This window comes from Acidaminobacter sp. JC074 (genome assembly GCF_022496765.1).
In the GTDB taxonomy this organism is placed as follows: Bacteria; Bacillota; Clostridia; order Peptostreptococcales; family Acidaminobacteraceae; genus JABXKX01.
This window is the reverse complement of sequence record NZ_VANV01000020.1, coordinates 82437-94421: the sequence shown is the minus strand read 5'-3', so window position 1 is coordinate 94421 and position 11985 is coordinate 82437. Positions and strand designations below refer to the sequence as shown.

The following is an 11985-nucleotide window of genomic DNA, read 5'->3' as shown; positions in this document are numbered from 1 at the left end:
AAAACTTACATTCTTTTATCACCAATTTCTTCTTTCATAGCCTCTAAATACTTGATGCCCATTTTTTCTAATTCAATGGTCTTATCTTTTAAACCTAACTGACTATTAATCAGCTGCTCATTGAACCTAAGTGTTCTGAAAAAAGTCTCTTTATCTAATCGGTCCATCAGTACCCATCTAGACATTTGCTGAAACTTAATCACTTCTCGTCCCCATAAAGCAGCAAGTTCTTGTGGATAATCTGTAAAAAAGCGACCTTCATCCACACCCTTTTGTATCAATTGTTGATAATAGACCATGGTTTCCTTTTCAAAGGCTTCCCCCATTTTTCTGAGAAGAATATGGTTGTCCTTAAAAGTATATAAATTTTTTATTTTGTCCCAGTCTTTGACCTGTTCTAGTTTCATATTGTTCAGCTGATAGAAAGATTCTATAAACTTGTCTTCAATACTGAGAGGACTCTTTAGAACCTCATCATACATGATTCTGACTTGATCAATGTAACCGAAAGTAATGGTTTCAAGTATCTCTTCTTTAGAAGTGAAATGATGATAGAAACCACCCTTGGATGCGCCAGCTAACTTTATAATCTCAGCAACAGATGTCTTCTCATATCCCTTAGTTGCAAACAATTCATAGGCAGCATCAATGATTTTATCTCGCAAACTCATAAGCTCCTCCTTACAGACCGACCGTCGGTCTGTTCTTGTATTAATCATATCACTTCTGAATTTTTCTGTCAAATATAAAAAGATACACCCTCATGGATGTATCCTTAGAATTAGTTTCTTTTTGAAATAACTTGATTGATTACTTGACCAGCTCTTTCAGTCTTTAAGCTTTCAGATGAGTCTCTAATATAGTTTCTGATTTCTTCTAGATCATCACCATTTTCTAGCATTTCATTGGCAATCTCAATGATTTCTTCTGATAAGTTAAAAATGTGTAATGGCTGATAGATATCATTTAACTCTTTTACAAGTGTCATGTTCTCTTCACGGTTGTCTTTATCAAACTCGATGTCTTTAAGTGCCTCATAATAATCAGCATTTAAAATCTTTAATAAGGTTTGAGCTGGCGACTCAAGCACATAGCCTTCTTCAACTAAGATGTCTTTGATCTCACTTCTTTCATAGCCTTCTTCTTTGAGTTCATTCATTCTATCCAATGTTTCTTGATTCATTTTAGGACCAGCAACATTCTCTCTAACCTTGTTTGTAAACTTTGAACCATCAAAGGTATGAAGCTCATAACCTTCTTCTTTAAGAATTTCTACAATCTCTACTCTTGAATAGCCATCCTCATGTAATTCTTCCATTCTTTCTTTAGCTGTCATATCTTCAGCGAATACATTGAATGTAAATAGAGATGTTGCTACCACTGTCATTGCTAATACCTTTTGTAAGTTTTTCATTTTCTTTTCTCCTTTTCTTGTGTGGCTGTTTGCCATTTGTTTTGTTTTCTGAGTACAGTGTATACTCAGACTGTGTGGAGAAAATCAAACAAATATGTGAAAATAATTGGTCATGTCAAAAAAAAGTGCATTCGCACTTTAATTGACTTGTTCTAATACTTCTTCAGTTTCACCAGACCCCTTTAGTTCTATAATTAAGACTGATGCAAATATAATCACGCATCCTAAGATCATAACAGGTGTAAAGACCTCTTTCATAAAGATAACTGATAATAGGCTACCAAATACAGCTTCTAAACTTAAGATAATGGCAGTATGGGTAGACTTGGTATAGTTCTGGCCAAAAGTCTGTAAAAAGTAAGCCAGTCCTGTACATACAATACCTAGATACAAGATACCTATCATAATACCAGGAGACATTTGTGATGGTACACCTTCAAAAGCCAGTGCAGATACCGTTGACAATACAGCAACAGTTGCAAACTGAACAATGGTTATTTTAACTGGTGTGGACTTCTTAACAAAATGTCCTGTTGTTAATATATGCAGTGCAAAGAATACAGAAGAAAAAAGAGTTAACGAATCACCAAAAGAAATGGATAAACCCGATTTTAGTGTCAACATGGCGATACCGATCATGCAGGCAAATGCCCCTACAAATGACTTGGTATCGGGTCTCTTCTTAGTAACACCCCATACTAGAAATGGTACAAATATAACGTAAGTACCAGCTAAGAAAGCCTGCTTGCCTGGCTCTGTGTAATTAAGTGCAATCAACTGTGTTGCAAATGCAATGAATAATACAGAACCAACAATCATACCACCTATGATATCACTTTTTTGGATGTCTTTAATATGACTCCTAAAGATAATAGACATAAATGATACGGCTAATATAAACCTCATCGATATAATGGTTAGTGGTCCCAATTCATTTAAAGAAAACTTCGATGTTACAAATGTAGTACCCCATAAAATAGCGACTAGCAGAAGAATCATATCTGCTTTAAAACTTGATATTTTTTTCATAAACCTCACCTCAAGATAATTGTAGCAGATGCCGCCGTTTTAATCATTGTACCAAAACTAATAATACACTCATAACTTTGTTTCTTGCACAAGGATCTTTTATTTAATAGAATATAGTTAGGAGGTTCCTATGTCAATTACAGTAAGAGAAGCATTACAATTAGAGTATTTAGAAGAGTTTAAGCTCTTAACAAATGAGTCAGGCTTTAACAATCAGGTCACAACAGTAGGGATTTTAGACCATGAAATCCTTGAAGGTCTGATGGATATTTTTGTAGAAGGTGAATTTGTTATGACCACACTGTCTGCCGCTAGAAACGATGTCAATCTCGTTTTTGAAGCAGTTAAAGCCCTTATTACTCAAGGAGCTGCTGGTTTAGGTATTAAATCTGTTTATTATAGTGATTTACCCGATGAAATCATATCATATGCCAATGACCACCATTTTCCCATATTTAGCTTCCATCCAGATATCTACATAGAGCATATTATCAGGACAGTCTTCAATGGCATAAAAACTAAGGGGATTCATGAACATTTAGAAGCCAAACTTGAAACCTTGATGACAGGTAATTTAAATCCATACATCGTTAAGGAAGTCTCTTTAGAGCTTAATAGCCATTTTAAAGACAAGCATATAGCCATTTACTGTCACGAAAAAAGATTCATCAGTGAAGAAAACATCATCCGATTAATCGATAAATACCATAGACTTAATGACAAACCTCTTGGTCACGGCTTATTTAAATTTAGAAAGGGCCTTCTAATCCTACTTACTTATGAAGACAAGACCAATATTGAATCGGACTTTAAGTACATACTTGATTTGATTGGTTTAGATAAAGATAGCATTACAGTTGGTAAAGGCTTGATCAAACAACAGCTCATGCAATTAGATGAATCTCTTAAAGAATCTTACTATGCTTATCAAACCGCCATTAGCCAGAATAGATCCTCACTTTCATTTGACCAAATTGGTATTCATCAGCTCTTGATGCCCTTAATGGATCACACCTGGTCCATTAAATTTGTAGAAGATAAATTAAGACCCATCTTAGAATACGACGACAAATATCAAAGTGAAATCTATCAAACACTGAAACTCTATTTTGATTATGGTCTTCAAACTCAAGCAGTTGCTGACCAGCTTTTTCAGCACAGAAACACCATTTTGTATCGTGTAAAAAAGGCTAAGGAATTAACAGGGCCTTATCTACATGATTTAGACTTTTACGAGCAAATGTCCATTGCCATCAAGTTTTATGAAGCAAGCCATATTTATCATAAACAGAGACATTGATTTCTCAATGTCTCTCAATCACTAACTCACTTATATATAAATCACTTATGGCTGTGTCTACAATCTGTTTGGCAACTTGACCTGGATTCATATAATCAGAGGTCACTTGTTCTGACCAAAATGGCGTGTCCATACCACCAGGATAAACGGCCATGACTTTGATATTGGTATTCTTATAATGGGCCTGCAGGGCCTTTGTATAACCTCTTGCTCCCCATTTAGAAGCGCAGTAAAGAGCCTCTCCCGCCTTACCAACCTTTGCTGCAGTTGATAAAATATTGATGATTCTAGACCTCTTATGAGACATCAAACTAAGAAGCTCACCGGTTAATAGCATCATACCTATTAAGTTTGACGACAAAACCTCGTCAATATCTGACCTTTTCATTTCATCTGGTGGCCCAAAACGACCAACGCCAGCTGCATTAAAAAGATATTCGACTTCTTGCCCCTTGTCTCTAAGGTATTTACCAAAGGCTCTTACTTCATCTTCACTGCTTATGTCTATCCTATAAGCATCCACATCTCCTTTTCCTTGTATGGACTTTACAAACTCTGAAGACGTTTTCAGTTTAAGATCATCTCTTCCGAGCAAACAAATATTTATATCCAAACTTCTTAGTAACTTGGCCATTTCAAAGCCAAGACCTGAGTTACCGCCTGTAATGATTGCTAGTCCCATATGACTCCTTTCTATACACGTCCTAAAATAATATCTTTTAAGTCAACTTGAATGTTGGAAAGTTCAAGAGCCCTGATGACTTCATCAACACTTCTAATAACAATACCAACTTCAGACACCAAACAATAGTCTTCTTCGAAACTTTTATCTATTCTTTTGAACTGGATCTGATAAGCTTGATTCATGGCTTCACTCAGCGCTTTTTCTATATGAATCCTTAAATTTGAAACATGGTGAGTCATCATGTTCATCAAATCATTTTGAAATACAGACAACTTCTTCTTTCTTTGTAGTGTTGCAAATAAACCACCTTCATTTAATCGATCTAACATCAAGTTAAGTTCAACTCCGCTGACAAACTCAATATCATCTTCTTCAACACTTAAAAGAATTTCCTCATCTGTCGCTAACTTCTTAAGTTCATTTTCAATACCATCAATAAGTCGATTGATGTCTCTTTTCAAAGCATCTACTTTAAAAATCTCCTTCTCAACGAAGTCTCTCTTATCACTAACTTCAAAAATATCCTTTGAACGATAATTGACTTGTTGCTTAACATCTACTTCATAAGAACCAAGCATCATTTCAATTTTATGATTCAAACCATCAACTAATTGCTGGTGTGATTTTTTAACATCAGATTTATCTGTAATTCTCTTGTTTTCCCCTTGCCTAAATAGCATGGCGTTGTCTCTTAATGTTCTTTTTAGCTCAGCAATTTTTTGACTGGTTACATTAAAGACACTTTGCACCTTAAGCGAAGCCTCTTCATGAATAAATCTTTTATTAATGGCATTAATCAGCTCAAACTTGCCTTCTAGAGTTAAACCGTTGAAAGGCAAGACTAAGCTAACCATCTCTTCAAAGTACTTTCTGGCATCTGTTAACATATATACAGGGTCATCAAATAAGTCAATTTTTGATAATACCGCTAAGTTCGGTTTACTTTTAAAAAGTGTCTGTAATTTATGATCTTTCTTAAAATACATGGTCTCATGGTTAATCAAGTAAATAAGACCATCACAGTAGTAATAGGATTCAAGTGCATCTTCTTCATATGCAGGCATATCTACAAAGTCGATTTCATCAACAGCTTCATTTAAGAACTTCGCAAGTGTTGTTTTCCCAACGCCTTGATCACCAATGATACATACTTTGAGTTTAAAATCCTCCCCAGATTCAGCAGAAGATGTAAGTTCCTTTAAATAGCCATTCAAATCCGATAGCTTGGTTTGACCTTCTATATGAAGACCACTTATCGTCTCATTAAGTAGTGATAATTTATCTTGAACACTTTTAACATCATCATCTATAGATTTAGACTGCTTTGCATTTTTTAAGTCATAAATTTTCTTGTAAAACTTAAGTAAATCTTTAGCAGATTCATACATAAAAACTACCCCCTAAGTAGCAAGAGACCTGCTAGTCCAAGTACTGAAACCAGTGTGATTATATTGAGTATCAAGGCTATCAGAAACTGCTTATTAGAAGCCTTCTGACTTTCCTTTACCTTATTTAAAATATAGTCTGCCTTGATGTTGATGGTATTGTTAAGCTCATTCATGGAGTAGATGTCTTTTGAAGACTTCTCAACAAAATCATCAATTTTTTCAACTGATTTATCTAAGTAGTCTTTTGATTTTTCAGATTGCTCCATAATCTTTACAAGGGTTTCGTTCATCCTCGCTTCAATGGAACGCTGGATATCAGTAATAGAATCCTGATTGCCCCGTATCAACTTATCTGAGTTGATTAAGTAATCCTTGATCATCTTAATCTCTTCAGAAAAATGGTCATTTGTAGAGTTGATTAAGCCATCTAAACGCTGAGTTGTTTTTTGAATCACACGGTCCATCTCCTGAGTGTTGTCTCTTAAACTATCATTAAGAGATTCAGAAACATAGGCTACTGATTCCTTTATCCTAGTAGTTGCTTCATCAAGCGTTTGATTCATCTGTTCATTCGACTCATCAGAAGTTGTTTTCATATCACTAGATGACCTTGCCATGATCTTGGCAATTTCTTCAACGGTTTCATCAAATTTCTCATTGATGTCATGAGAAGATTTCCTTAATATCTCATCAATATCACCTGTAACAGAACCAAACTTATCCTCCACTTGTTCAGATGACTCTGTGAGTATTCTCTTTAATTCATCAACAATAGAGACCATCTTTTCATCCAGATTTTCAATAGACTGGTTTAAAAAACGGTCCAAGTCTTCTGAAGTTCTTTTAATGGCACTGGTCATATTGCCAGAAGTTTGGCTTAATATATTATCAATAGAGATGATGACAGAGTTCACTTTATCAGCTTTTTCTGAGAACTCACTCATCTCACGTGTTAAATTATCTCTAAGTAGTACCAAATCGTCCATCACTGATGTATCGATAACTTCCTTGCTTACATTAAGAATCAAGGTTTCAAACTCTTCTAAAAGTTCATTTTTTTCTTCTTGGTTCATCATTTCAGACATATTAGACCTCCTCATACATCTTATATATACCCACTTCTAGAAATTTACACAAAAAAAGAGCCTAAGTTTACAACTCTCCACTTAGGCCCAACTTTATTTCCTCTATTCTTTTATTCATATCTGCAAGGCAAGAACAACCAAATGGATTGTTGGATTGACACTGACTTACAATGACAGGTTTCTTTTTAAGGACATCTTTAACACTGGATGCCCCTTCTTTTAAAACTGCATGTCTTAGTGCATCTAATGTGATTTCATGACAGTAACAGGCATATTTTTTATCTGCATCCTCTTTATAATCCAGTGGTACCTTGATTTGCCTTTGTAAATACAAGTAGCCATAATCAGCTGAAAAATAAGCCATTTCACAAGCTTGGTCCATGCATAATGAAAAAATCTCTAGTTTGAAAACACCTGGCTCTAGATTACCTACCAGTTTTTCAACCGTTTGACTGGGGACCAAATAGCCTGTCTTACCACACATGGGACATTTATAGGTTCTTTTGTTCCTACCATCCTGTAGGATTCTTTTACGTCGTCACAGCATAATAACCTCATTTCATCCCATTATAGCACAAAAGCGCTAGAAATTAATCTAGCGCTTTATCTTATCAATCCTAACAGCACATACCTTGAGTTCAGGTATATTGGTTGTAGGATCTAAGGCTTCATTGGTCAACCTGTTAACAGACTCTTTTGCAAAGTGGAATGGTATAAAGAGAGTATTTCTCGACACCCTGTCTGTAATCATAACAGGCACTTCAATCTTACCCCTTCGAGATGAAACATAAACCATCTCCTTATCTGATAAACCGAGTGTTTTTGCCATTTCACTTGAGATTTCTACATAGTTTCTAGGCGATATCTCATCAAGACCTTTTTCACGTCCTGTCATGGTTCTTGTATGGAAATGATAGAGTACTCGACCGGTTGTTAAAACAAATGGATAATCTTCATCGGTTACTTCTGCAGGCGGTGTATACTTGATGCCATGGAACTTTCCTAGTCCCCTTGTAAACGATCCCTTGTGAAGATACTTGGTGCCTGGGTGGTCTTTTGAGGGGCATGGCCATTTAAGACCATCTTCTTCAATTCTATCATAAGAGATGCCGCCATACTTAGAAGTTAAAGTGGCCATTTCATCCATTATTTCACTTGGACATGTAAACTTATTTTTATAACCGAGTTTTTCCATAAGTTCATGGATAATGAGCCAATCTTCTTTACAAGTGCCTGGTGGGTTTACAGCCTTTCTGACGCGTTGAACCTTTCTTTCACTATTAGTAAAAGTCCCTTCTTTTTCTGCATAACAGGTGGCTGGTAAAACAACATCAGCTATCTGAGCCGTTTCTGTTAGGAAAATATCTTGTACCACTATAAAATCCAACTTTTTAACGACTTTTTCAAAGTGATTCAAATCAGGTTCAGAGACCATAGGGTTTTCGCCCATGACATATAAGAATTTGATTTTATCTTCCTGAATGGCTTCCATCATCTTAGGAATAGTCAATCCCTTCTTTGTAGACATATGATCTACTGACCATGCCTTAGAAAACTTTTCTATAATATCAGGGTCTGTTACATCTTGATAGCCAGGATAATAAATCGGTAAGGCGCCCGCATCCGAAGAACCCTGAACATTATTTTGACCCCTAAGCGGATTGACACCTGCAGATTCAATACCCACATTGCCACACATCATGGCTAGGTTGGCCACTGATTTGACATTTTCAGTACCATGGCTATGCTGGGTAATACCCATGGTATAGTAAATACCAGCTTTATCTGATTTTGCATAAATCTCAGCTGCCTTCTTTAAATCTTCTACATCCACTTCACAAATCTTAGCAGCATCATCAATTGTAAAGTCTTTTAAAGCTTGTCTTACATAATCAAAGCCTTCTGTTCTATCCTTGATATAATCTTTGTCATGCCAGTTGTTGTCTAGTATATATGACATCATACCGTTTAACATGGCGACATTTGTACCTGGCTTAATCGGTAGATAAACATCTGCTAGAGAAGCCATTTCAATTTTTCTTGGATCAGCAACAATCAGCTTAGCGCCCTTGTTTATAGCACGTTTCATAAAGGTGGCGATAACAGGATGGGTTTCCGTTGTATTGGATCCAGTTATAAATAAGGTTTCTGCGTTTTCAATTTCTTCAATACTATTTGACATAGCACCTGTTCCAAATGAGGCTACAAGACCTGCAACCGTTGCGCTATGTCAGAGTCGTGCACAGTGATCTATGTTATTGGTACCTAAAACTGCCCTAAAAAACTTCTGAATGATGTAGTTATCTTCAGTTGTACATTTGGCTGATGAAAATCCTGCAAAGCCATCAGAACCGTAGTTCTCTTTAGTCATCTTAACTTTTTCAGCTATTAAATCATAGGCTTCATCCCAAGTGGCTTCTACAAGTTTACCCTCTTTTCTAATAAGGGGACTTGTCAGTCGATCTGGATGACCTATGAAATTATAAGCAAACTTGCCTTTTACACACAGAAGACCCTTGTTAAGAGCGTCCACAGCGGGATCTATTCTAACCACTCGATTGTTTTTTACGACCAAGTCAATTTGACAACCCACACCACAGTAAACACAAGTGGTTCTTACCTTCTTTTCTATATCCCAGTTTCTAAAAGGTTTGTCCTTTTTCTCCATCAAGGCGCCCGTCGGGCAAACATTGACACAGTTACCGCATGAAACACACGTCGAGCCTGACATGCCCTGAGAAAATGGATGAGCCACATGCATATCACTTGATCTGCAATCAAAGCCAATAGCATGGGTGTTTTGCAGTTCACCACACATTCGGATGCACTTGCCGCACAGGATACATTTATCCCTGTCAATGGTATAAAACTTATTGGAAGTATCATACCTGCCCAGTAGATTCATCTGGTACTCAGACGTTGAAGCTTCTACGCCATACTCAAAGCAATAGTTCTGTAGCTTACAGTCACCGGCTTTTTCACAGGATAAACAATCATTGTCGTGAACACCCCACATAAGTTCTAAGATCTCTTTTCTTGCATCTATTACTCGCTGAGAATGGGTATGAATGACCATACCATCTTTGACCTTGTCTGCACAGGCAGCTGCTAATTTCTTCATGCCTTCTACTTCTACAACACATATCCTACAGGCGCCAAATGCCTTCAATCTATCATCATGACAAAAGGTTGGAATATCTATAGATAATTTTTCACATGCCTTCAAAATAGTAGACGATTCTTCCACTTGAACCTTCTGATTGTTAATGGTTACTTGAATCATTTTTCGCCTCCCAACCAATAATGTTTTTGCACAAATCTTCCTCAAAGTATTTAAAAGCTGAATAAAGAGCGGTAGGTGCAGTGGTACCCAAACCACAGAAAGAAGCCTCTACCATGACTTTCATAACACGCTTTAACTTATCTAAATCTTTTAGTGTGGCTGTTTGATTGTTAATCTTATCTAGAATCTTAACAATATGAACCATGCCTTCTCTACAAGGGGTACATTTGCCACATGATTCATGGTGGAAAAAGCCTTCTACAGCAATCAGATAATCAATAAGATCCATGGATTCATCTACAACAACCATAGAACCTGCTCCAATGACAAAGCCCCTGTCCTTAAAATCTTCATAGGTAAATGGCATATCAAACTCACTGGCTGGAATCAAAGGCCCGGATGCACCGCCGGATTGGACAAAACTGAGTTTTAAGCCATTTTTAGAACCGCCTCCTAAATCATTTAGGATTTCATTGATGGTCATGCCAAATGGTATTTCATAAGTACCGGCATGTTTTATCTTGCCGCTTAAACTGATGACCTTGTTGCCCTTGCTTTTTTCTGTACCAGACTGACAATAAACCCCTTTGCCATGAATAAATACTGTGGTCGCACAGACAAAGGTCTCCACATTGTTGACCAAAGTCGGCAGGCCAAACAAACCTTTTTCTCCAACTCTTGGTGGCTTGAGTCTTGGTCGTCCTGCCATACCATGCATGGACTCGATCAAGGCTGTATTTTCACCACATATATAAGCACCTGCACCGATGTTTACATGGATATCAAAATCAAAGTCTTGACCTAAAATTTGATTGCCTAAATACCCCTGAGATTTAGCTGATTCACATGCATCAATAAATCGTTCTCTTATATGGGCATACTCTTCTCTTATGTATATATAACCATTTTTGGCCCCTGTACAGTAAGCGGCAATGGTCATGCCTTCTATAATTTTCATAGGGTCATGTAATAATATATCTCTGTCTTTAAATGAGCCTGGCTCACCTTCATCTGCATTACATAAAATGAGTTTTTCACCTTGACGTCCTTTGGCCATAGACCATTTGCGCCAAGCAGGATATTCAGCACCACCACGGCCTCTGATATCAGCAGCCTTTAGTTCTTCTAATGCCCAGTCCACACCCTTTTGGATGACTTTCTTCAAACCCGAATAGCCCCCTAAATCGACGTATGATTGGACATCATTGCATTTATATTTACCAAAATACTCTGTAATCAATGGTCTCATTGTTCACCTCTTAACTCATTTATGATCTTTCTGACCTTTTCAACACTTAGCTTCCCGTAAGCTCTTTTGTTGATACGAATAGATGGTGAGACATCACATGCCCCAAAACATGGTGCATAATCCAGTGAAAACATCTTATCTTCCGTCGTTTCACCAATCTGTATGCCTAGAGTGTCCTTTAAGTAGTTTTCTATCAGAAAATTTTCGTTGACCTTACAGACTGTAGAATTACACATCTCTATATGATACTTGCCTTTAGGTGTCTTGTTGATGGCTGCAAAAAATGAAATGACTTCTGACATCTGTGAGTAAGGTATCTTCATCTCCTCAGATACAGCCCTAGCGATGTCAGGTGTGATGTACTTATCTTGAAGGTCATCTTGAATCTCTAACAAGATTGGTAATAGATTTTCTACTTTATGCTCGTATTTACCCAGTACTTTTCCAATATTCATATATTTTCCCCCCTCCCTTTAAGTCTACCCCAAGACTTTTTTATAAAACACTTATCACTACTTGTTTTATCTAGATTAAAGGGGGAATAAATAAAAC

The 11985-nt window shown here is 36.7% G+C and carries 11 protein-coding genes; 1 reads left to right on the top strand and 10 read right to left on the bottom strand.

The genetic code is table 11. From position 1 onward, the window contains the following. Window positions 1–5: 5 nt before the first annotated feature. From EZV73_RS21140 to EZV73_RS21130, 3 genes are all read right to left on the bottom strand, one after another. Window positions 6–671: a TetR/AcrR family transcriptional regulator gene (locus tag EZV73_RS21140; protein ID WP_240842424.1), complete on the bottom strand. Its 666-nt coding sequence runs from the start codon at window positions 669–671 to the stop codon at window positions 6–8. A gap of 110 nt (window positions 672–781) precedes the next feature. Beyond that, window positions 782–1414, bottom strand: a complete 633-nt coding sequence (locus EZV73_RS21135) for a hypothetical protein (protein ID WP_240842423.1) — start codon at window positions 1412–1414, stop codon at window positions 782–784. A gap of 138 nt (window positions 1415–1552) precedes the next feature. Continuing rightward, window positions 1553–2443, bottom strand: coding sequence for a DMT family transporter (locus EZV73_RS21130; protein WP_240842422.1), 891 nt, complete (start codon window positions 2441–2443; stop codon window positions 1553–1555). Window positions 2444–2573: 130 nt separating this feature from the next. Between EZV73_RS21130 and EZV73_RS21125 the strand changes: the two genes are divergently transcribed. Then, window positions 2574–3743 (top strand): PucR family transcriptional regulator, encoded by a 1170-nt coding sequence (locus EZV73_RS21125; protein ID WP_240842421.1) that lies wholly within the window; start codon window positions 2574–2576, stop codon window positions 3741–3743. 4 nt (window positions 3744–3747) lie between these two features. Here the strand turns inward: EZV73_RS21125 and EZV73_RS21120 are convergent, their stop codons facing one another. From EZV73_RS21120 to EZV73_RS21090, 7 genes are all read right to left on the bottom strand, one after another. Continuing rightward, window positions 3748–4425 (bottom strand): SDR family oxidoreductase, encoded by a 678-nt coding sequence (locus EZV73_RS21120; protein WP_240842420.1) that lies wholly within the window; start codon window positions 4423–4425, stop codon window positions 3748–3750. 11 nt (window positions 4426–4436) lie between these two features. Beyond that, complete coding sequence (locus EZV73_RS21115) at window positions 4437–5816, bottom strand: hypothetical protein (RefSeq protein WP_240842419.1); 1380 nt, start codon at window positions 5814–5816, stop codon at window positions 4437–4439. A 5-nt stretch (window positions 5817–5821) separates the two neighbouring features. Beyond that, entirely contained in the window at window positions 5822–6901 is a 1080-nt protein-coding gene (locus EZV73_RS21110; protein ID WP_240842418.1) for an apolipoprotein A1/A4/E family protein, read from the bottom strand. A 67-nt stretch (window positions 6902–6968) separates the two neighbouring features. Continuing rightward, window positions 6969–7385: a (2Fe-2S)-binding protein gene (locus EZV73_RS21105; RefSeq protein WP_240842417.1), complete on the bottom strand. Its 417-nt coding sequence runs from the start codon at window positions 7383–7385 to the stop codon at window positions 6969–6971. Window positions 7386–7496: 111 nt separating this feature from the next. Then, the gene (gene fdhF, locus EZV73_RS21100; protein WP_240842456.1) at window positions 7497–10184 is read right to left on the bottom strand and encodes a formate dehydrogenase subunit alpha; all 2688 of its coding nucleotides are present in this window, start codon (window positions 10182–10184) and stop codon (window positions 7497–7499) included. Next, window positions 10165–11433 (bottom strand): NADH-quinone oxidoreductase subunit F, encoded by a 1269-nt coding sequence (locus EZV73_RS21095; protein ID WP_240842416.1) that lies wholly within the window; start codon window positions 11431–11433, stop codon window positions 10165–10167. The genes fdhF and EZV73_RS21095 overlap by 20 nt, the downstream gene beginning before the upstream one ends. Further along, window positions 11430–11888, bottom strand: a complete 459-nt coding sequence (locus EZV73_RS21090) for an NAD(P)H-dependent oxidoreductase subunit E (RefSeq protein ID WP_240842415.1) — start codon at window positions 11886–11888, stop codon at window positions 11430–11432. The genes EZV73_RS21095 and EZV73_RS21090 overlap by 4 nt, the downstream gene beginning before the upstream one ends. Between the last annotated feature and the right edge of the window lie 97 nt (window positions 11889–11985).

Bases quoted from the DNA above. Each gene is read 5' to 3' on its own strand.
- EZV73_RS21135 (WP_240842423.1), bottom strand. From the start codon at position 1,414: ATGAAAAACTTACAAAAGGTATTAGCAATGACAGTGGTAGCAACATCT.
- EZV73_RS21095 (WP_240842416.1), bottom strand. From the start codon at position 11,433: ATGAGACCATTGATTACAGAGTATTTTGGTAAATATAAATGCAATGAT.
- EZV73_RS21130 (WP_240842422.1), bottom strand. From the start codon at position 2,443: ATGAAAAAAATATCAAGTTTTAAAGCAGATATGATTCTTCTGCTAGTC.
- EZV73_RS21120 (WP_240842420.1), bottom strand. From the start codon at position 4,425: ATGGGACTAGCAATCATTACAGGCGGTAACTCAGGTCTTGGCTTTGAA.
- EZV73_RS21105 (WP_240842417.1), bottom strand. From the start codon at position 7,385: ATGTGTGGTAAGACAGGCTATTTGGTCCCCAGTCAAACGGTTGAAAAA.
- EZV73_RS21090 (WP_240842415.1), bottom strand. From the start codon at position 11,888: ATGAATATTGGAAAAGTACTGGGTAAATACGAGCATAAAGTAGAAAAT.
- EZV73_RS21125 (WP_240842421.1), top strand. From the start codon at position 2,574: ATGTCAATTACAGTAAGAGAAGCATTACAATTAGAGTATTTAGAAGAG.
- EZV73_RS21140 (WP_240842424.1), bottom strand. From the start codon at position 671: ATGAGTTTGCGAGATAAAATCATTGATGCTGCCTATGAATTGTTTGCA.
- EZV73_RS21110 (WP_240842418.1), bottom strand. From the start codon at position 6,901: ATGTCTGAAATGATGAACCAAGAAGAAAAAAATGAACTTTTAGAAGAG.
- EZV73_RS21115 (WP_240842419.1), bottom strand. From the start codon at position 5,816: ATGTATGAATCTGCTAAAGATTTACTTAAGTTTTACAAGAAAATTTAT.